Origin of the sequence: Nocardia nova NBRC 15556 (assembly GCF_001613005.1) — a bacterium.
GTDB lineage: Bacteria > Actinomycetota > Actinomycetes > Mycobacteriales > Mycobacteriaceae > Nocardia > Nocardia nova.
Genome location: NZ_BDBN01000045.1, coordinates 44,417 through 65,307 on the forward strand (window position 1 = coordinate 44,417; position 20,891 = coordinate 65,307).

Here is a 20,891-nt window from a genome sequence, read left to right on the forward strand (position 1 = left end):
TGGTCCTCGCTTACTCATTGTTCTCAGCCCCCCTGCAATCCGGCATCCAGCACCGCCCGTGCCACCGGCGCCGCCACCGATCCACCGGTCGCCGCCAGGGCACGGTCGCCGCCGTTCTCCACGATGACAGCGATCGCGATCTTCGGGTTCTGGGCCGGCGCGAACGCTATGTACCAGGCGTGCGGCGGGGTGTTGCGCGGGTCGCTGCCGTGTTCGGCGGTGCCCGTCTTGGAAGCGATCTGGTACGGCCGCGGCTGGGTGCCCCCGGCCGTGGACTTCTCCGAATCGATCATCAGCCCGGTCAGCTGGCTGGCCACCGGGGCGCTGATCGCCTGCCCGACCGACACCGGTTTGGTGGTGGACAGATCGCGCAGGTCGGGACCCTGGGTCCGGTCGACCAGATGCGGTTCCATCCGCACACCGCCATTGGCTACGGTAGCCGCGATCACCGCATCGTCGAGCGGGGTGAGAGCCACGTCTCGTTGTCCGATGCTGGTCTGCGCGAGCGCCGCGTTGTCCGGAATCGGCCCGACGGTGCTGTCGGCCACCGGAATCGGAATGCCCGAATGCGGGCCGATGCCGAAGGCCGCGGCCTCGTCCTTGAGTTTGGCCGCACCCACCTTCATGCCGATCTCGGCGAAGGCGGTGTTGCACGAGAGCCGGAACGCGTCGTGCATGGTCGCGGTCGCACCGCCGCCACACGGGGTGCCGTTGTAGTTCTCCAGCGTGGTGTTCGTACCGGGCAGGGTGATGTTCGGCGCGGCGGTGAACGCGTCCTCCGGCTTGATCCCCATCGACAGCGCGGCCGCGGCGACGACGACCTTGAACGTCGAACCGGGCGGATATGTCTGCGACACCGCACGATTCAACATCGGCTGACCGGGGTCCGCGCTCAGCGATTCCCAGGCCTGGGTGGCACGCGCGCCGTCGTGCGTGGACAGCTGGTTCGGGTCGTAGCTCGGTGTCGACACCATGGTCAGGATGCGGCCGGTACTCGGTTCGATGGCCACCACCGAACCGGTGTAACCCTTGCTGGTGAGCTGGTCGTAGGCGACCTTCTGCATCATCGGATTGATGGTGGTCACCACATTGCCGCCGCGCGGATCGCGTCCGGAGATCATATCGATCAGGCGGCGGCCGAACAGCGCGCTGTCGGACCCGTTGAGCACGGAATCCTCGGAACGCTCCAGACCGGTGCTGCCGTACTGCATCGAATAGAAGCCGGTCACCGGGGCGTAGGCGGAGGGGTCGGTGGGATAGGTGCGCAGATACTTGTAGCGGTCGTCGGTGGCCACCGAACTGGCGAGCACCGTGCCGCCCGCCGAGATCTGACCGCGCTGGCGGCTGTACTCGTCGAGCAGGACCCGGGAGTTGCGCGGGTCGTTGCGCAGGCTGTCGGCCTTGATCACCTGGACGTAGGTCGCGTTGACCAGCAGCGCGACGATCATCACCATGACGGCCATCGCGACCCGGCGGAGCGGGGTGTTCATGCCGGCTCTCCCTTCTCGGGTCGGGGCGTCTCGGCGCGGATCATCTCGGTCTGCGCTTCGGCGATCGGCGCGGCTTCCCGGCGGCGAGCCGGCGCCGGCGCACGAGCGGCGTCGGAGATCTTGACCAGCAACGCCAGCAGGGCGTAGTTCGCGAGCAGCGAGGAGCCGCCGTAGGACACGAAGGGGGTGGTGAGTCCGGTCAGGGGAATCAGTTTGGTGACGCCACCCACCACCACGAATACCTGAATGGCGATCGTGAACGCCAATCCGGCGGCGAGCAGCTTGCCGAAACTGTCGCGGACCGCCAGTGCCGTGCGCAGGCCGCGCACCACGAAGACGGCGAACAGCATCAGCATCGCGGTGAGCCCGATCAGGCCCAGCTCCTCACCGATGGTGGCGACGATGAAGTCGGTCTTGGCGAACGGCACCTGCGAGGGCCGTCCGCTGCCGAGTCCGGTTCCGGCCAGGCCGCCGGTCGCGAGCCCGAACAGCGATTGCGAGATCTGGTAACCGGTGTTGTTGTAGTCGTCGAACGGGTGCAACCACGTCGACACCCGCACCCGCACGTGGCCGAAGGCGTTGTAGGCGAGGAAGAATCCGAGCGCGAGCAGTCCGGCACCGACGATCAGCCAGCCCACCCGTTCGGTCGCGATGTAGAGCATGGCCAGCACGGTCGCGAAGATCAGCAGCGAGGTGCCGAGGTCCTTCTCGAAGAACAACACGACCAGGCAGGCCGCCCACACCAGCAGAATCGGGCCGAGGTCGCGCGGTCGCGGCAACTCCATCCCCAGGACGTGGCGTCCGGCCGCGGTGAACAGATCGCGCTTGGCGACCAGTACCGAGGCGAAGAAGATGATCAGCAGGATCTTCGCGAACTCACCCGGCTGCACACTGAAACCCGGTAACCGGATCCAGATCTTGGCGCCGTTGGTTTCGGAGAATCTCCCGGGCAGCAGCGCCGGGATCATCAGCGCCACCAGGCCGAGCAGACCGAGCGTATAGCCGTAGCGGGCCAGGGTGCGGTAGTCGCGCAGCAGCACCAGCACCGCGATGAACAGGGTGATCCCCAGCGCTGTCCACAGCACCTGTTGATTGGCGTCGGGGGAGGGGATCGACCACGAATTGTGGATCGCGGTCTGCTCGTCGGCGAGATCCAGGCGATGGATCAACACCAGCCCGAGTCCGTTGAGCAGCGCCGCGATCGGCAACAGCAGCGGATCGGCGAACGGGGCGAACCGCCGCACCGCCAGATGGGCGACACCGAACAGCGCCAGATAGGCGAAACCCAATTTGGCCAGATCCCAGGTGATTTCCTGATCCTGACTGGCCTCCACCAGCACCAGCGCAACCGTGGTGATGACCACCGCGAAACCCAGCAGCAACAGTTCGACGTTGCGGCGGGTCGAGGGTGGCGGCGCGGGAGCGAACCCGCCCGGTGGACTGGGGAACGCTCCAGCGGACGGCGGTGCCGGTGCGGACATCAGTCCGCCTTCCTGCAGTTCTCCCCCGGAGTCTGAGGGGCCGGCGCCGCGGTGGTGGGTGCCGGCTGCTCGGAATGGGCGGGGGCATTGGTCGGGTTCGGCGCGGCCGTACCCGGGGTGTTGGGCGCGGGGGAGGGTGCGGGAGCCGGGCTGCCCGGGGCCGCGGTGCTGCCCTCGGCGGGCGGCGGCGGGGCGACCGGCGGCGCCGGCTTGACGCAGACGGGCAACAGATCGGTGGCGGCCAGCTTCTCCAGCTGCCCGCGGGTGGAGTCGAATCCACCCGGCGGCAGCAGGCCGTTGTTGACCTTGTCGCGGCCGGTCTGCTGCAGATCGGCTACGGCCAGCTGCTTACACCCGCTGGGGAACCCGGCGCCGGGGCGCATGAGGGTGACCTTGTTGTGCGAGTCGACGCAGACCAGCTGGTCCACATCCTGAATCGAATAGCCGAGGACCGAGCCGGGCAGACCGCGCATGATCACCACGTTGCCGTTGTCGGCGCCCACGTAGTAGTTGCTGCGAATCATCTTGTAGCCCACCACGAGTCCGACCACGACGGCCACGACCAGGGCGACGGCCAGCGCGATCCAGCGGCCCTTGTGACTCTTGTGCGGCTCGGGCGGTTCCGCCGCGACCGCGGCCCGGCGAGGTGCCGCTCGCGGGGGACGCATGGCGGCGGCACGCCCGGCGGCGGTGTTGGGCGGCGGGGTGTCCTCGTCCTCACCGGAGGCCGCACCCGCGACGATGGGGTGGCTCTGGCCGTAGTCGAGATCGATCACATCGGCGACGACGACGGTCACATTGTCGGGACCGCCGCTGCGCAGGGCCAATTCGATGAGCCGGTCGGCCGCCTCGTCGGTATTGCCCTCGCGCAGGGTGTTCGCGATGGTCTCGTCGCTCACCACGTCGGACAGGCCGTCCGAACACAGCAGATAGCGGTCACCGGCGCGGGCTTCCCGGACGATGAGCGTCGGCTCGATCTCGTTTCCGGTGAGTGCCCGCATGATCAGTGACCGCTGCGGATGGGTGTGGGCCTGCTCCGGGGTGATCCGGCCCTCGTCGACCAGCGACTGGACGAAGGTGTCGTCGCGGGTGATCTGGGCGAGCTCGCCGTTGCGGAGCAGATAGGCCCGGGAGTCGCCGATATGGGCGAGGCCGAGCTTCTTGCCCGCGAACAGGATGGTGGTGAGCGTGGTGCCCATACCGTCGAGTTCGGGTTCCTCCTCGACCTGGTCGGCGATCGCGGCGTTGCCTTCGCGAATCGCCCGGTCGAGTTTGCCGAGCAGATCGTCGCCGGGCTCGTCGTCGTCGAGATGAGCCAGCGCGGCGATCATCAACTGCGAGGCCACCTCACCGGCGGCGTGCCCGCCCATGCCGTCGGCGAGCGCCAGCAGGCGTGCACCGGCATAGACGGAGTCCTCGTTGTTCGCCCGGACGAGACCACGGTCGCTACGCGCTGCGTAGCGGAGAACTTGAGTCACGATCGCAGCTCGATCACAGTCTTACCGACACGGACAGGGGTGCCGAGCGGAACTCGGACGGGGGTGGTGACCTTCGCTCGATCGAGGTAGGTCCCGTTGGTCGATCCTAAGTCTTCGACGTACCAGTCCTCGCCGCGCGGCGATAACCGTGCATGCCGGGTCGAGGCGTAGTCGTCGGTCAGTACCAGCGTGGAGTCGTCTGCACGCCCGATGAGCACCGGTTGGGTGCCGAGCGTGATCCGAGTGCCGGCGAGTGAACCCTGAGTCACCACTAGATACTTGGCGCCCTTCTGGCCACGGCTGAAGGATGGCAGCACCACCGAACCTCGGGTGGGTCGGGGCTGGATCCGAATGCCTGATGCCGCGTAGATGTCGCTGCGCAAGGTGCGAAGCACCGCCCACACGAACAGCCACAACAACAAGAGGAACCCCGCACGGGTCAACTGCAGGATCAGTCCCTGCACGGCGCTCCACCTCCTGTTCGACCGGTCCCGTAGTGGCGTTTCGTCCCCCAACCGGCGTGCTGGTCAGCACGGCCCGGCTGCCGAGCGAATGTTGGCAGCATAATAGGGCCGATGACCGGTTGCGATCACGATACGGGCGAGCGGTTTTCGCGCCCCATCGTGACCTGCACCGGCGAGCTTACGGGATCAGACGATTCGGATCAGGATCTCGGAATGCCCGGCCCGGATCACATCTCCGTCGGCGAGCTGCCAATCCTGGACGGGCGAGCCGTTGACCAGCGTCCCGTTGGTGGAACCGAGATCCGACAGCATCGCGACCTGACCGTCCCAGCGCACCTCGATGTGGCGGCGGGACACCCCGGTGTCGGGAAGCCGGAAATGGGCGTCCTGGCCACGCCCGATGATGTTGCTGCCCTCGCGTAGCTGGTACGTGCGGCCGCTGCCGTCGTCCAGGTGCAGGGTGGCCGAATAACCGGACCCCCCGCGCGCCGGCGGCGGGGCCGCTGCGTAGCCGCCCTGCTGTCCGTAGGCCGGCTGCTGACCGTAGGCCTGATCCTCGGCGCCGTAACCGCCCTGGTCCGCGTACCCCTGATCGGCATAGCCGGGGTCGGCGTAGCCCTGCTGGCCGTAGCCGCTCTGAGCCTGGTAACCCTGGTCGTATCCGGGAGCCTGGCCGTAGCCCGGCTGCTGACCGTAGTTCTGCTCCGGGTAGCCCTGCTGTTGCCCGTACCCCTGGTCGGCGTAGCCCTGCTGGCCGTAACCCTGGTCGTAGCCGCTCTGCTCGTAGCCGCCCTGTTCGTACGCCTGCTGCTGGCCGTACCCCTGGTCGGCATAGGCCTGCTGGCCGTAACCCTGGTCGTAACTGCTCTGGTCGTAGCTGCCCTGCTCGTAGCCCGGCTGACCGTAGGCCGCGCCGCCCTGCTGGTAGCCCGCGCCGCCCTGCTGGTAGTCGTAGCCGTTCTGGTAGTCGCCGCCGCCCTGCTGATAGTCGCCATAGGCAGGCTGCGATTCCGGCGCGGCGTACTCACCGGCACCGGGATACTGGCCACCCCGGCCGTAGTCGTCCTGATATTGCGGCGCGGGGCGGCCCCCCGGCGGGGGTGCGTACCCGCGGTTGCGTGGATCGGACTCCGCGGGCTCTCGGCTGGGGTCGTAGCCTGAGTTCTGCGTCATGGGGCCAGCTCCTGGTTGCGGGTGTGCGGGTCGTTGTGGGGGTCGTCCAGGTCGATCGGGCGGCCGGCGCGGCGCCGGGGGGTTCCGGCGGCCCGCATCCGGGTCGACCCGGCCGTGCGTCCTGAACTGTCCGGTGTGCAGCGTAGGGGATGTCTCGAATTCGACGTGCACTTCACCGTAGGTCTGCCACCCCTGATCGCGGATGTAGTCCTGTAAATGCTTGGCGAACGCGCGGGTGGTCAACTCGTGGTCTGCGTCGAGTTCCTGCAGGTCCGTGGGGTTGACCGTGATGACGTAGACGTTCGGGGCGAGCAGATGCCCGCCGTCGAGTTCGCTCAGGCGATCCGAGGCCTCGCGCTGCAGCGCCGCTTCCACCTCCTGGGGAACGACGCTGCCGCCGAAGACCCTGGCGAAGGCGTCACCGACGGCGCCCTGCAGACGTCGCTCGAAACGCGAGACGATGCCCATACCGGCCTCCCTTCGATGCCCGCCCTCGTTGCCTACGCTGTATGTCTACGTCAGCTGATCGGTCTGTGTCGTCCGGGCGTCACGATCCCGCGACACGACATGCCGATAGGGCGTGTCGTCGAACGGACACGGTCACTGCATGATATCCACGATCCTCCACCCCTGTAACTCACGACCGTCCACCCACGGTTCCCATTACCCGAAAATACTCGTCCGCAACCCCCGTGAGCAGGCGATTTCGTGCCGGAACCGAGCGCGTGATACTGTCTTCCAGTCGCTCGGGCGAGTGGCGGAATGGCAGACGCGCTGGCTTCAGGTGCCAGTGTCCTTCGGGACGTGGGGGTTCAAGTCCCCCTTCGCCCACAAAAAGAAGAGCCGCAGATCGAATCCGATCTGCGGCTCTTCTTTTTGTGTGTCAGGCCGGGTACAGGGCCGCCCGCAGCACCGAAACCGCCTGGGCGACGGCTGCTTTCGCGGCGTTGGTGTCGTGCATGGAGTTGACCATGACGAAATCGTGGATGATGCCGCCGTAACGGGTCTGGACGACGGGGACGCCGGCGTCGCGGAGTTTGGCGGCGAAGGCCTCGCCCTCGTCGCGCAGGACGTCGGCCTCACCGGTGATCACCAGCGCCGGCGGCAGCCCGGCGAGCTGCTCGGTGGTGGCGCGCAGCGGCGAGGCCGTGATCTGGGCGCGGTCCGCTTCGCTGGTCGTGTACTGGTCCCAGAACCACCGCATCCCTTCCCGAGTCAGGAAGTAGCCTTCGGCGAACCGCTCGTACGACGGCGTATCGAAGTTGGCGTCGGTGACGGGATAGAACAGCACTTGCTGGACGAACGAGACGTCGCCCCGCTCCTTGGCCATCAGTGTCAGCGCGATGGCCATATTGCCGCCCACCGAATCACCGGCGATCGCGATGCGGGTGGTGTCGAGCCCCTTCTCGGCGCCGTTCGAGCGCACCCACTGCGCGACGCGGTAGGACTGCTCGTTGGCCACCGGGTAGCGCACCTCGGGGGAGCGGTCGTATTCGGGGAAGACGACGGCCGCGTGCACGCCCACGGCGAGATCGCGTACCAGCCGGTCGTGGGTGTGCGCATCGCCGAACACCCAGCCCGCGCCGTGGGTGTAGACGATGACGGGCAGGATGTCTGTCACACCCTGCGGCTTGACGATGCGGGCCCGCACCGACCCGGTCGGCCCGCCCTCGACGGTGATCCACTCCTCGTCGATCGCCGGCTTCTCGATCGGTGAATCCTGCACCGAATCAACGGCTTTGCGGCCCTCCTCGGGCGGCAGCTGATAGAGGAACGGCGGCTGGGAGGTTGCGTCGACGAACTCCTGGGCGGCCGGCTCGAGGGAGACGCCCAGCGGATTTCCGGTCATCGGGTTTTTCCTTTCAGCGGGTGTGCGGCTGCGAACAACGCGGCGCCCGACCAGTTTCCGCTGGTCGGAGGGCGGCGCGCCCCTCGCTACGGGACGCGAAAACACCGGATCAAGACACGGCGGCGACCAAGGGGGTCTCGCCGGAACCGGTCGAGCGGAACCGGCGCTGATATTTACTGGGCGATATCCCGAGCCGGGCGACGAACGCGCGGCGCATCGCCTCACTGCTGCCGTAGCCCGCGGCCATCGCCGCCTCGGTCACTCCGAAGCCGGCATGCAGCATGTCGCGGGCGACCCCGAAGCGGATGAAGGCGACGTACTCGGCGGGGGAGCGCTCCAATTCGGCGCGGAACAGTCTGGTCAGATGGCGCGGACTGACGTTGGCGTGTGCCGCCAGCGTCCGAACGGTATGGGGGAAGGCCGGATTCGCGCAGACGAGGTCGACGGCCTTGCGCACCAGCGGGCTGCGCGGCGCCGGCCCCGACAGCGAGGCCGAGAACTGCGACTGCCCGCCCGCGCGCTGCATGTACACCACCATGAGCTGGGCGATCCGGCGCGCGATGTCGGGGCCGAAATCCTCCTCGACCATCGCCAGCGCCAGGTCGACCCCGGCGGTGACTCCGGCCGAGCTGTAGAGGTTTCCGTCACGCACGTAGATGTCGTCGGCGGCCACGTCGATCGCGGGATAGCGCCGGGCCAGATGGGCGGCGAACTTCCAGTGCGTGGTGGCCCGGCGTCCGTCGAACAGGCCCAGTTCGGCGAGGACGAACGCGCCGCTGCACACCGATGCCAGACGCCGGGTGTTCCACGACAGTCGCCGTGCCGCTGCGAGCAGTTCGGGTGTGACGAATTTCGAGGGTGGCAGCTCACTGCCCGGGATCACGACGGTGTCGAAGGCGCCCGCGTCGGCTGCCGCGACAGCGCATTCGATCCGGGCGCCGATCGAGGTCTGCACACTGCCGCCGTCCGCCGATACCAGCACGACCTCGTATCCGGGGCAGGCTTGGTTGGCCTCGACGAACACCTCCGCTGGACCGGTGAAGTCGAGCATCTTGACGCCGTCGAAGACCAGAATTCCTACGCGCCGACGCGGTAGTTGAGCGAGTTCGAGGGCCATCCCGCCATCATTCTGGAGTGACGCCTCCAGAACAAGCTTTGTGGCCGGGGTCGCAGTGGGATTGATACGGTGGGCGCCATGGGGAGGCCACGACAGTTCGACGAATCGGCCTTGCTCGACGCCGCCACCGAACTGTTCTGGTCGCAGGGTTTCGAGCAGACGTCGGTCGAGGACGTCTCGCGGGCCAGTGGCATCGGAAACGGCAGCATCTACGCCGCCTACCGCAGCAAGCGCGGACTGTTCCTCGCGGCCTTCGAACGCTATTGCGAGGGCCGTGCTCGCCTGGTCCGGGAGGTGGTGACCTCGGCTCCCGGTTCGGCGCAGGCGGCGGTGCGCGCACTGTTCGAGGCGATCATCGACGACTGCGTCTCACAGCCCGATCGGCGTGGTTGCCTGATGCTCAACAGCATCGCCCAGCTCGGCTCGCGGCTGCCCGAAGTGATCAGCATCGGGAATCGGACCACCGCCGCCATGGAACGCGGTGTCGCCGAGCGGCTACGCCGCGCCGCCGAGGAATCCGGCGCCGAACTCGACGCGTCGACCCTGGCCGCCTACAGCGCCACCGTGGTGATGACCGCGCAGGGCCTTATCCAATTGAGCCGCTTGGGAACTCCCCTCGGGCGATTGCGCGATATCGCCGAGGTGTCGAGTCACAATCTGCCCGAGGCGTGGAACGTTCCGGTCGCGGACCGGGTGCGCTGACGGCATCGTTTCCGGGGACGGTCGTCAGCGGCCTCGCTGCGTGCGCACGTAGTCGACGGCGTCCTGCGTGACAGCGTCGGTGATGTCGGCGAATTCCTCGTGCTTCTGGATGTAGCCGGCCACGAACGGGCAGATCGGCACGATCCGCAAACCGGCCTCGCGGGTGCGGTCCAGTGCCTGTGAGACCAGGGCGCCGGCCAGGCCGCGTCCAGCGAAGTCGGAGTCGATTTCGGTGTGGTAGAAGATCCGCTGCCCGTCGTGGTCGAGGTATTCGGTGAATCCGGCGAGCCGATCGTCCACGCTGATTTCGAACCGTTCCGCGGCCTGCGTGACGACCGGAGTGGGTTGCTGTTCGGCGGTCATGGGTCTCAGTATCGCGGTCCGGCAGGTCGGATACCCGCAGGTTCGAGCGAGGACGCGCGTGCCGGTGTGATCTTCGCCGCACTTTCGGCGGTTGACCGGTCGTTATTCGCTTCGGATATCACCGGTGAAAAAACGCCGTTCGAGTTCGCTGTCGAAATAACTGCGCAATTCAATGGAAGCGCATACGCAACCATCTGAGAATTACCTGACAGCAGACTTGGAAACTCCGGCAGTAACAAACTTGAAGTTTGTTTGCTGGCCGAGTGAGGTGGGTAAAGCCGGTCGGACGCAGGTCGATTGAGCCCCTGACCTGCAGTGATGACCAACAGGTGAGCAGCAGGCGACGCGCCGGGGAATCATCGCGGTCCGGGTATCCGGCACCGCGAGTAACGGCCGAATTAGCAGAAAAATCCCGGCTACCGGAGCGTTGCGGTATGCGTGGGACCGTTATTTCCGACCGCCCGCCAGGTATTTGCGAATGGTCTCCGGAGATGCTGTCGGACTGCGGGTTTCGGCTCGGTTACGGCCGGGCAGACGGAGTGTGCAGGAGGTTGCGCAGGGATAACGATTGTGTAGAGTCGACGGTAACGCTGGCCGCAGCTGAGCTGGACTCGCTGCGGCCAGTGGATCTCAAATCGGCACTCCGATGATCCTTCGAATCCCCGCCCTCTCGCAAGGGATTTTCTCAGCCTCAGCAGAACCGCCCCGGCGTTAGCTCGATATGCGCTCGCTCGCATCGGTCGCGGACCGCAACGCCGCTCGTTCCTGCACCGCTCGGCGCCCCGGGCCGAAGACGTAGGTCAGAAATCCGAGTTCGGCAACCAGCCCGACACCGATTCGCACCGACGCGGGCCAGTCGGCGGGTGTGACGAAACCCTCGATCAGGCCCGAGACCAATAGGACCGCCACCAGCCCGAGTGCGATCGTCGCCGTCGCCCGTCCCTGCCGGGCCAGCGCCTCGGCGCGTGACGACCGCCCCGGCTCTATCAGCGTCCAACCCAGTTTCAGCCCCGCGCCGCCGGCGACGAAGACGGCCGTGAGCTCCAGCATGCCGTGGGGGAGCAGGAATCCGAAGAACGAGTCGAGCCGACCGGCATCCGCCATCAGCCCCGCGGAGACTCCGACGTTCAGTGCGTTCATGAACAGCAGATAGGCTGCCGGGAGAATCAGGATGCCGGTGAACAACGCGATGGCCGACACCCAGGCGTTGTTGGTCCACACCTGTGCGGCGAAGGCGTCGTGGGGATGTTCGGAGTAATAGGACTCGAAGCGGCCGCCGGGGGCTGTCAGCGATTCCGCGTTCGACGGCAGCCCCAAAGTCCTTCGCGCCGAACCGGAACCGGACACCCAGATGCCGATACCGGCCGAGACGGCCAGAAACGCCGCCGCCACCGAGGCCCACCACGGCCACGATCGATACACCGCGGCGGGGAACCGATGGGTGAAGAAATAGCCGATCTGCGACCAGGTGTCGGTGCGCGCGCCCAGCAGCCGTCCCCGGGCCCGCGCGAGTACCGCGCTCAGACCGTTGATCAACTCCGGATCGGGCGAATGTGATTGCAACCGCGCCAGCTGCTGGGAGGTGCGGCGGTACAGGGCCACGAATTCGTCGACCTCGGCGCCGCTGAGCCGCCGCTGCGCGGTCAGCCGGTCGAGCCGATCCCAATGCCGCCGCTGCGCGAACGAATAGGCGTCGACGTCCATCGGCTCCTCCTGTGCTCCTGCGGGACACCCGCACCCGACCGAATCGCCGCAATGAGCTGCGCTGGGTATCGCGGCGATTCTCCTGTGTCCGCCCGGTCCTCTCGAAGGCTAGTTCGCACGGGCCCGATTCGGGATACTGGAGCGATCATGGCCGATTTCACCACCGGGGAGGCCGTCTCCCTGCAGTTGCCGATCGCGCGCATCCCCACCCGGGCCGCGGCCTTCGCGATCGATCTGGTGCTGCAACTCGTGCTCGGCCTGCTGTTGTTGTCGGCCGTCTTCGCCGTGTTGTTCCGATTCGAACCCGACGGCGCGTGGGTCGACGTGGCCGTGCTGGTGACGATGGTGACCGTGCTCGTCGGCTATCCGGTCGTCAGCGAAACGCTGACGCGCGGGCGGACCGTGGGAAAACTGGCGCTGGGCCTGCGCGTGGTGCGCAGCGACGGCGGGCCCGTCGATTTCCGGCACGCGCTGACCCGCGGCCTCGCCGGCGCCCTCGTCGATTTCTGGAATCTCGGTGGGTTCGGTCTGGTCGCGGTGGTCACCTCGCTCTGTTCGCCGCGGGCGCGCCGGGTCGGTGACATCCTGGCCGGCACCGTCGTGGTATCGGATCGGGCGCGAATTCCCATGCCCGCGCTGGCCACTGCCCCGCCCTGGCTGGTCGACTGGGTGGGCCGGCTGGATCTGTCCGGTCTCACCGAGGATCTCGCGCTGCCCGTGCGGCGGTATCTGACCCGCTTCCCGCAGCTCACCCCGCAGGTGCAGGCGGAACTCGGTGCGGCGCTGGTGATCGCGGTGTGCGATCAACTGCGGGTGGCGCCACCGGCCGGATATCCGCCGCTGCACATCCTCGGTGCGGTCATCGGGGAGCGGCAACGCCGTATTCTGCCGCCGCCCCGCCTGCCCTTCTGGCCGATGCCCCAGCAGTGGGCGCCACCCGCCGGGCCGGCGCAGCCGTACGCATCGGTGGTCCGGCCGGGATCGTGAACGCTCAGAGGGCTCCGGACCGCTTCAGTTCCAGGTACTCGTCGGCCAGCGCCTCCGGGACTCGCTCCGGCGCCGCGGCCACCACGTCGATGCCCTGGCGCTGCAGGGTTTCTCGCACGATCGCGCGTTCGGTCAGCAGATGTTCGGCGGCCGCGGCGGCATAGACCTCGGCAGCGGTATCGCGACGGGTCGCGGTCGCCGCGATCTCCGGATCGGTGACCGACACCAGCAGCACCCGGTGCCGGCTGCTCAACACCGGGAGTACCGGCAGCAGATTCTCTTCGACCATCGCCCCGTCGAGACTGGTGAACCAGACCACCAGGCTGCGGCGGCGGGTGTGGCGAACCGCGGTGCGGACCATCGCCGGGGTGTCGGCATCCAGCAGCGCGGGCACGACGCCCGAGAGGGCGTGCATCAGCTTGGGCTGCACCGCCTTTCCGCGTGCGCCCCGGACTTCGGCGCGAATCTCGCGATCGAAGGCCAGCAGGTCGACGGTATCCCCGGCCGCGGCCGCCAGTCCGCCCAGCAGCAGCGCGGCCTCGACGGCGGTGTCCAGCCGAGTCTGCTCACCGAGCCGGGCGGCGCTGATTCGGCCGGTATCCAGCAACATCAGCACGTGGCGGTTGCGTTCGGGACGCCAGGTGCGTACCAGCACATCGGTGGCGCGGGCCGTGGCTCGCCAGTCGATGGACCGCACATCGTCACCGGCCACATATTCGCGGAAGGAATCGAATTCCGAGCCCGGACCACGCAGAGTGGCGACCGATCGGCCGTCCAGATGCTGCAGCCGTTTCACCTTGGCGGCGAGGATCCGTTCGGTCCGAAACGGCGGCAGCGCACGCACCGTCGCGGGCACGGTGCGACGGAACTGCCGCCCCGCCAGACCGAGCGGTCCGAACAACCGAACCGTGACCGGCCCCGCGATCCGATCGCCGCGGCGAGCCGGGCGGACGGTGGTGGCCAGCCGGGTGGTGGTATTCGGCGGCAGCTGCAACTGGTGGGTCTCGGCCGGTGCCTGCGCACTGGGCGGCCAGTCGTCCCACAGCCGCGCCCGCACCGCGCGGGCGCCGCGGTTCAGCACGGTGAGCTCGACGGTGGTGGTGTGGCCGACGCGGACGGTGGTGAGCGGAACCCGGGACAACTCGAGATCATCGGCGCGACAGGAGATCACGTCGATCGCGACGAGGAAGGCCAGCACACTCGTCAGTACGGCGACGCCGGCCCAGGACGGCAGCGCGACACCGACCACCACCGCAGCCACCGCCGCGCAGACCGCGAGCCGACCCGTGACGATCATTGCGCTACACCGGAACCGGGACCGCGGCCAACAGCGAGGACATCACGCCTTCACCGGTCACGCCGTCCAGTTCGGCCTCGGGACGTAACTGCAGACGATGCCGGAGAGCCGTCACCGCAACGGTTTTCACATCGTCGGGAGTGACGAAGGCGCGGCCGTTCAGCCACGCCAGGGCCCGCGCCGAGGCCAGCACCGCGGTCGCGCCGCGCGGGGAAGCGCCGTGCTGGACCGCGGGCGAGGTACGGGTGGCGCGGCACAGATCGACGATGTAGGCCAGCACCTCCGGGTTGACCGTCACCTGCGCGACGGCGGCCCGTGCCGCCGCGATATGCGCGGCTCCGGCGACGGGCCGCACGCCCGCTGCCTCCAGGTCGCGCGGGTCGAAGCCGGCGGCGTGGCGCTGCAGGATCCGGAATTCGTCGTCGCGGCCGGGCAGCTGGATGTCCACCTTGAACAGGAACCGGTCCAGCTGCGCCTCCGGCAGTGGGTAGGTGCCCTCCTGTTCGATCGGATTCTGGGTCGCGATCACCACGAACGGATCGGGCAGCGGCTGCGGGACGCCGGCCACCGACACCTGCCGCTCCTCCATCGACTCCAGCAGTGCCGATTGGGTTTTCGGCGGCGTGCGGTTGATCTCGTCGGCGAGCAGCAGATTGGTGAAGACCGGCCCGCGGCGGAAGGTGAATTCGGCCGAATGCGGATCGTAGATCTGGGAGCCGGTCACATCGCCGGGCATCAGATCCGGAGTGAACTGCACCCGGGTGTGGTCGAGTTCCAGCGCCGCGGCCAGGGCGCGCACCAGCAGCGTCTTTGCCACGCCCGGCACACCTTCCAACAGCACGTGGCCACGGCACAGCAGGGCGAGCACGAGGTACAGCACGGCGTGGTCGTTGCCGACGACCGCCTTGCCGATCTCGGCACGTACCTCGCCCAGCGCCCGGAGCGCCTGGTCGGCCGTGGGGATGTGGTTGGTCTGCGCCGTGGTCATCCGGTCTCCGTCATCCTATTTCCGATTCGATCCAGTCCAGTTGTGCCGCCACGTATTCCAGCGCCGAGTCGTCGGCGACGGGGCCGTAGAAGGCCGTGGCGATGCGGCCGGGATCGACGCCGATCCGGGCGCCGATCACCGCGCTCACCTGCTCCGGCGCGGCATCGGCGCGCAGATTCACCCGGCCGCGGACGCGTCGCAGCGTGGCCGCGCGCAATTTCGCCGCGACATGGTCGCGATCCTTGGTCCTGCGGTAGAGCGCGGCCTGACCCGCCAGCAGCTCACCGGCCGCCACCTGCACCGGGCGCGGCTCGCCGACCACGGCACCCCGGCGGCGGGCGCGCCACCAGACCACGACGGCGGCGAAGACCAGCGCCTGCAACCCGCCGTAGGCCAGCCAGGGCGGTAAGCGCTGGAAGATCGAATCGCTGCCCTCGCCCACGTCGGGCGGGCGGATATCCGGGTGATCGGGCGGCGGTGGTGAGTGCGGCTGGGTCGGTTGCGGCGGGGCCGTCGGCGCGGCGGCCAGCCGGAACAGCAGGTACCCGACGAGCGCGATGACGAGCGCGCCGAGCACGATGGCCCAGAAGCGCTTGTCGCGCACCAACTGTGGCAGCGGCGGCAAGCGGCGGCGACCGGCGCGCTTGCGTTCGGACCGCTGCTGTTCGACCGGGTCGGGCGGAGGAGGCGGCGCCAGCGAATAGCGATCGGCCGAGGTGAGGCGCTGATATTCGTCCGGAGTGGCAGTGCGGCCGCCGTAGACGATCTCGTCGAAACTGTGTGCGGCGTAGTCCAATTCGGCCGAGGCGTCCGGAAGCGCGTCCGCCGCGGCCGAGGCGGTCTCCCGGGCCGTGCGCGAACGCCGGACCTCGAGTACGCCGCCCTGTTCGAGTCCGCGTACGACGGCGCGGAAGCGTTCGCGCAGTGCGGTATCGAAGTCGTGGTGCCCGGCGGCGGATTCGGCCGCGGCCCGGTGCTGGGCGGCCGCTCCGAGCGTCGGGGGTGGCGGCGCCGCGGGCCGATCCGCGCGTGCGTCGTCGGTCACCGTGCCGCCTGCCCGGTGGATATCCGGATATCCAAACCCTCCCGGCCGCAACGCCTGTCGAGATACACCACCACGGCGGTTGCGGCGTCGACGGCCGCGGCGAACGCCGAAATCAGCAGCGCCGCACCGGACAGCAGAGTGACGACCGCCCAGCGATGGGTTCCGGAGATATCGGAGAGGAAGCCCAGAAGTCCCGCGACCGGCACCGCCAGCACCAGCAGCACGCCGCGCAGATAGAGCCACAGTCCGGCCAGCGGCATCACCCGTCCGGTGGCGAGCAGTTTCGCTCGCCGGACCGCCGCCGCGTACGGGGTCGATTCGGCGAACAGGACCGGCACGATCGGCCATCGCGTACCGCGCACCCGGGCCAGCCAGATCACCGCCGGAATCAGCGTGATGATCAGCGGCGTACCGAGCAGGAGAATGCCGACGCCGATCGCTGTGGAGATCACCTGGTTCAGCAGCAGCCGGCCGGACACCGGGAGTAGACGCGCGGCGGCGGTGCGCGCGGTGATCGGCCGGTTGTGGACGACGGCCAGCCCGATCGGCACGGTCACGCCCACTATCCACAACCGCAGCACCCATGCACAGCAGGCTGTGGAAAGGATTGCCGCCCAGGCGGTTCCGGCGCTCGAATCGTCGGTCGCGAGCGACACCAACGCGGTGACCCCGACGACGATCCCCAGGGCCGCGGCCAGACCCGCACCCGCCAACCCGGCGATCGGCCGGATGCGATGCTGCAATACCGCGAAGGGCAGGTCGGCCAACTCCCGCCACGTCAGCGGTCGCACCGGGATGCGTTCGGCGTCGTCTCCACCACCGGAGTCGCGGTCGTCGGCACCGCGCGGCAGCGCCACGCGGTGGGCGGACGATCGCCCCTCCCGATCGGTCACGACTGGAAACACGGGCCGAGTCTATCCACGGACCGGGACGTATGACGGTTATCCGATCGGCCACCCGGCGGGTGACGCAACCGGGTGGATATGACCGGTTCGGCCGAAAACCACGTGACCGCGACGCCTGGGGCGTCCGGTCGGGTTCGGTCAGTCGCGGCCGGAGCCGGGCGGCAGTTCGCGGGGGGCGCGGTAGCCGAGTTCGGTCGTCTCGCCGGCGGGCAGTTCGCCGTATCGGCCGGATTCCGGCAGATCGGGGTGCGCGGCGGGATTCCGGTGCGGGAGGGCCGCATAGCGCGCGTAGCGCGGGTCGTGCCGGTAGGCGGCATAACGCGGGTCGTGCTGATAGGCGTCGTACGGGTACGAAGCGGTGACCTGGGCGTAGGGCGCATCCGGCAGCGGGTGGCCCGGATGTCCGTAGCCCACCGCCGGATCGAGCGAATCCTCGGAGTTCACCGTCACCTTGCGGGTGCGTTTGAGGGTGAAGGTGATCTCCTCCGCCTCCTCGAAGACCTGACGGACGGTCCGCAACGGTGCGACCGCGGTGTCGATGGTCCGATCGAGCGCGGTGGTGACGAATCCGGGGACCAGCGGACGGATCCAGCGCGCGGCGGTATCGGTGAACGGCACCGTGCCGATCACCGGAAGTTCCAGCCCGCCACCTTTTTTCGCGTCCTCGCGCGGGGCGGGCACCGCGGCCGGCGAATGCGGCGCGAGGCCGGCCGAGGGCAGCTGTGCGGGCAGATTCCGTGCGGTCACGGTCGCCTCCTGTGTCGAGTCGGTTCGGGCCGGGGATTCGGCGGCGGGCAATGCGCCCGTGGTCGGGGAGGTCGCGGATGCGGTCTGCGCACCCGGCGGAAGGGCGGCCAGCGCCTCGAATTCGGCGACCGCCCGGCGCTGCGGTTCGGTGATGCCGATTTCCAGGTTGCCGATCGCCGCTATCACCCGTTTGCGCTGGCGCTCGCGGTCGATGGCGGTATCGGCGTGCAACGCCAGTTGCGCGGTGGCCACCCGGTGTTCGGCCCGCTGGACGGCGACCGCGGTATCGGCTTCCCGCTCGGCGCGGTCGGCTTCGGCGCGCGCGGCCACGGCGCGGTCGAACGACGATTCGCCCCGCCAGGAGCGCAGCACCAGCGGCAGCAGGGCGAGGAGAACCCCGAGCGCGATCGTGAGCAGGCGCAACAGCAGCGCACCCAGATGTCCGGTGGTGTAGTCGTTCATGGCCAGCCAGCGCGCGCCGAGACCACGGTCTCCGGTGTGGAAGGCGGCGGTGCGGGCCTGCTCCAGGGCGCTCTGGCGGGTGGCGATCTCCGCGTCCACGGGCTGGACGCGCGCCTCGGCGGTGTTGAGCCGTCCGCGGGCATCGTCGAGCATCGCGTTGGCGGTCTGTGATTCCGGACCCCGGCCGGGCACCCCGGTGATCTTGGTCTGCGGGCACTGCGGCGTCGGGTGGTATTCACAGCGGGCGACGACGAGGGCCTGATCCATATCGGCCTGCGCCTGGGCGATGGTCCGGGTGAGTGCGCTGCGTTCGGCAGTGGCTCGGTCGAGCTCCGTGCGGGCGGTGACCACTGTCGCGGCGGAGTCGGCGTCGCGGCGGGACCGATCGTCGAGCGTGCGGTCGACGGATCCGGCGAGAATCACCGTGCTCGCCAGCTCGGCCACCAGGACACCGGTGATCACGGCGACCGCGATTCGCCCGATCCGCTCGGCCCGGCCGCGACCGGCGGACAGTGGCGCGGTGGCCGAGGCTCGCGAGATCGCGCCGACCAGCAGTGTCGCCGGCAGCGCGACGACCGCCACGACCGCGGCGGGCCAGTGCGCCGCCACACCGGCCGCCGCGACGACGATCCCGGACAGCACCGCGAACAGCAGCACCACCCCGCCGGTCACGGCGTACGTCGATCCCTCGTGCCGGTCGCCGCGGCCGGCTTCGGCGCCACCGAGCCAGGTCAGCGCCGCGGCGGGGGACCGCCTCGCTCGCGATTCGGTCGTGCGGGAGCCGGACCCCGAGGGTCCGGATGCCGAACTTTCGGTGGGGGACTGTTCGAAGACGTGGGGATCGGTCAACGGATTCACATCCTCTGGGTCCCAATCGTTGTCGCCACCGGGCGAAACGGTCGTTGCATCGTGGTCCGGGCGGTGGTGTGCCCCCGCGCGCGAGCGGGACGGGCCATCCGCCGAGCGCCGCGGTCGCGCGCAATCAGGTTCAGCGTGACAGGCCGAGCGAAGAACCACCGAGCGCGGCGGCATCGATGTGGTGAGCCTCACAGACGGCCGCGGAGCGAAACCCTACTCTCGGGTAGGGCGGCACCGATCGACACGATGGTGCCGCGGTGACAGGAGGGCGGAACGTGCGAGCGACCCGGGGAGTCGGTATTCATCGGATCGGGGGAGGACCATATGCGGGCGAAACCGACGATCCGGTGGTCGACACCGGGGCGCTGTCGCGATTCGATCGTCACCACGCGCGCCGGCGTACCCGTCTCGTCGCGGCCGCCCTGCTCGTCACCTCGGCATTCGCGATCGTGGCGCCGATGACCACCGAACGAGTACTTCCGCAGGCGCAGGCGGCTCCGGCGGAGGAGGGCCGGTCGGCACTGAGTCCGCTGGTGGAGTTGGTGCTGCGCCGCCTGAACACCGCCGATGCCGTCGCCGCCGCCAAATGGACCGCCTCGCAGCGGACCGGGCAGCCTCCGGTCGTCGACGATCCGGCGCGCGAGGCGCAGGTCTACGACGCGATGGCCGCGGCCGGCACCCGGTCGGGGCTGCCGCAGGACTGGGTGCGGCAGGTGTTCGCCGGACAGATCGAGGCCAACAAGACCGTGCAGTACGGACTACTCACCCGGTGGCGCTTCGATCCGGCGGCCGCGCCCACACCGGATGCGTCGGATCTGGCCGCCGTGCGGCCGGTGATCGACGAGGTCAACAGCGAGATCCTGAATCAGCTGGCGGCTCACCGCACGGTGCTTACCGCACCGGATTGTGCGCAGCAGCTCGCGGCCGCGGTGTTCCCGGTGCTGACCTCGGGCCGGGTGGACGCGCTGCACGGTGCCGCCCTGGTCCGCGCGACCGTAACGCTTTGTCCCGCAACGGATGTGAAATAAACCACAGTCATTCTCGATCTTGGTTTGCCGAGAATGTGCTGAACTCCACATTCGCAAACGATGCCGTACGGTCCGCACATTGGCGTGGCTTGTCGCTCCGGTATCCGGAATGTCTCCTCCGGGTGTCCGGAGAGTTAGCCGCCTTACACCCCGGTTTGCCGCCGCCGCGTACGGGAAATCTGTTTCGACGCAGGTGAGAGCGTTGCGCAGGACTGGGCTCCCAGCTCGTGACCGATGCCCAGGCGCTATCGACGGCAGTGGCGAACGCGACTCAGCGATCCGCGCCGCCTGCTTTACACTGGAGAACGCGCAGGTAGTGGAGGACCGATGTAGATGCCCAGGTAGACGGAGTATTTAGCACAACCTAAGTTGGTTGGGCTCCGGTCCTGACTTATCGTTTGCTCTAAGTGTCGGACGCGAAATGTCCGACTCGTCGCCCGGACTCGGCCACGAGCCGCAAGCATCAGCCTAGCGGGCGAGCACGGCGCGGTGGGTAAGGAACTCCTCAGAGTTCCGCTACCACCGAGCACCCGACTACGAAACCGAAGCGGGTGGACAACTGGAGAGTTTGACTGCACGGGATGACCATCAGCGCCGCTGGTCGCCGCAACGTCCGGACGCAGTCTAGGCGGAGGCGTTTCGACGAGGGCCATCGGAAGAAGGCATCGAAATCGAAGGCCTCTTCGTTGAAGGCGCCTATTTCTTGAAGGCAGAGGCATGACGCAACTTCCTGGCCACCGCGGCGAGCCGCGA

The 20,891-nt window shown here is 68.6% G+C and carries 17 protein-coding genes and 1 tRNA gene; 4 read left to right on the top strand and 14 right to left on the bottom strand.

What is annotated here, in order from left to right:
- Positions 1-23: 23 nt before the first annotated feature.
- The 5 genes from NN2_RS18930 to NN2_RS18950 form a co-directional block, all read right to left on the bottom strand.
- A complete protein-coding gene (locus NN2_RS18930) occupies positions 24-1,490 on the bottom strand; it encodes a peptidoglycan D,D-transpeptidase FtsI family protein (protein ID WP_063015289.1) in 1,467 nt (488 codons plus the stop codon).
- Positions 1,487-2,971: an FtsW/RodA/SpoVE family cell cycle protein gene (locus tag NN2_RS18935; RefSeq protein WP_036525362.1), complete on the bottom strand. Its 1,485-nt coding sequence runs from the start codon at positions 2,969-2,971 to the stop codon at positions 1,487-1,489. Before NN2_RS18935 ends, NN2_RS18930 begins: the two co-directional genes overlap by 4 nt.
- Positions 2,971-4,449 carry a PP2C family protein-serine/threonine phosphatase gene (locus NN2_RS18940; protein ID WP_063015290.1) on the bottom strand — a complete coding sequence of 493 codons (1,479 nt, stop codon included), beginning with the start codon at positions 4,447-4,449 and terminating at the stop codon, positions 2,971-2,973. Before NN2_RS18940 ends, NN2_RS18935 begins: the two co-directional genes overlap by 1 nt.
- Positions 4,446-4,913, bottom strand: coding sequence for an FHA domain-containing protein FhaB/FipA (locus NN2_RS18945; protein WP_030516711.1), 468 nt, complete (start codon positions 4,911-4,913; stop codon positions 4,446-4,448). Before NN2_RS18945 ends, NN2_RS18940 begins: the two co-directional genes overlap by 4 nt.
- Positions 4,914-5,099: 186 nt before the next feature.
- Positions 5,100-6,554, bottom strand: a complete 1,455-nt coding sequence (locus NN2_RS18950; protein WP_063015291.1) for an FHA domain-containing protein — start codon at positions 6,552-6,554, stop codon at positions 5,100-5,102.
- A 280-nt stretch (positions 6,555-6,834) separates the two neighbouring features.
- Between NN2_RS18950 and NN2_RS18955 the strand changes: the two genes are divergently transcribed.
- Positions 6,835-6,917 (top strand) — tRNA-Leu (locus NN2_RS18955).
- Between the two features lie 52 nt (positions 6,918-6,969).
- Here NN2_RS18955 and NN2_RS18960 read toward each other — a convergent pair.
- Complete coding sequence (locus NN2_RS18960) at positions 6,970-7,935, bottom strand: alpha/beta hydrolase (RefSeq protein WP_063015292.1); 966 nt, start codon at positions 7,933-7,935, stop codon at positions 6,970-6,972.
- Between the two features lie 109 nt (positions 7,936-8,044).
- Positions 8,045-9,052, bottom strand: a complete 1,008-nt coding sequence (locus NN2_RS18965; RefSeq protein ID WP_036525364.1) for a GlxA family transcriptional regulator — start codon at positions 9,050-9,052, stop codon at positions 8,045-8,047.
- Between the two features lie 78 nt (positions 9,053-9,130).
- Here NN2_RS18965 and NN2_RS18970 point away from each other — a divergent pair, with 78 nt between their 5' ends.
- Positions 9,131-9,754: a TetR/AcrR family transcriptional regulator gene (locus tag NN2_RS18970; protein WP_063015293.1), complete on the top strand. Its 624-nt coding sequence runs from the start codon at positions 9,131-9,133 to the stop codon at positions 9,752-9,754.
- A gap of 24 nt (positions 9,755-9,778) precedes the next feature.
- Here NN2_RS18970 and NN2_RS18975 read toward each other — a convergent pair whose 3' ends face one another.
- The gene (locus NN2_RS18975) at positions 9,779-10,117 is read right to left on the bottom strand and encodes a GNAT family N-acetyltransferase (RefSeq protein WP_030516716.1); all 339 of its coding nucleotides are present in this window, start codon (positions 10,115-10,117) and stop codon (positions 9,779-9,781) included.
- Positions 10,118-10,828: 711 nt separating this feature from the next.
- Entirely contained in the window at positions 10,829-11,821 is a 993-nt protein-coding gene (locus NN2_RS18980; RefSeq protein WP_063015294.1) for a stage II sporulation protein M, read from the bottom strand.
- Between the two features lie 147 nt (positions 11,822-11,968).
- Here NN2_RS18980 and NN2_RS18985 point away from each other — a divergent pair, with 147 nt between their 5' ends.
- On the top strand, positions 11,969-12,808 hold the full coding sequence (locus NN2_RS18985; RefSeq protein WP_063910805.1) for an RDD family protein: 840 nt from the start codon (positions 11,969-11,971) through the stop codon (positions 12,806-12,808).
- A gap of 4 nt (positions 12,809-12,812) precedes the next feature.
- Here NN2_RS18985 and NN2_RS18990 read toward each other — a convergent pair whose 3' ends face one another.
- The 5 genes from NN2_RS18990 to NN2_RS19010 all read right to left on the bottom strand — a co-directional run bounded on the left by NN2_RS18990 (position 12,813) and on the right by NN2_RS19010 (position 19,101).
- Complete coding sequence (locus NN2_RS18990) at positions 12,813-14,105, bottom strand: DUF58 domain-containing protein (protein WP_063015295.1); 1,293 nt, start codon at positions 14,103-14,105, stop codon at positions 12,813-12,815.
- Between the two features lie 4 nt (positions 14,106-14,109).
- Positions 14,110-15,093: an AAA family ATPase gene (locus tag NN2_RS18995; RefSeq protein ID WP_063015296.1), complete on the bottom strand. Its 984-nt coding sequence runs from the start codon at positions 15,091-15,093 to the stop codon at positions 14,110-14,112.
- A 10-nt stretch (positions 15,094-15,103) separates the two neighbouring features.
- Positions 15,104-16,138: a DUF4129 domain-containing protein gene (locus tag NN2_RS19000; protein WP_063015297.1), complete on the bottom strand. Its 1,035-nt coding sequence runs from the start codon at positions 16,136-16,138 to the stop codon at positions 15,104-15,106.
- Positions 16,135-17,043, bottom strand: coding sequence for a hypothetical protein (locus NN2_RS37250; protein ID WP_245658769.1), 909 nt, complete (start codon positions 17,041-17,043; stop codon positions 16,135-16,137). Before NN2_RS37250 ends, NN2_RS19000 begins: the two co-directional genes overlap by 4 nt.
- 138 nt (positions 17,044-17,181) lie before the next feature.
- Positions 17,182-19,101: a DUF4407 domain-containing protein gene (locus tag NN2_RS19010; protein ID WP_245658770.1), complete on the bottom strand. Its 1,920-nt coding sequence runs from the start codon at positions 19,099-19,101 to the stop codon at positions 17,182-17,184.
- 284 nt (positions 19,102-19,385) lie between these two features.
- On the opposite strand from NN2_RS19010, the gene NN2_RS19015 reads away from it, so the two are divergent.
- On the top strand, positions 19,386-20,138 hold the full coding sequence (locus NN2_RS19015) for a chorismate mutase (protein WP_063015299.1): 753 nt from the start codon (positions 19,386-19,388) through the stop codon (positions 20,136-20,138).
- The last annotated feature ends 753 nt before the right edge of the window (positions 20,139-20,891 follow it).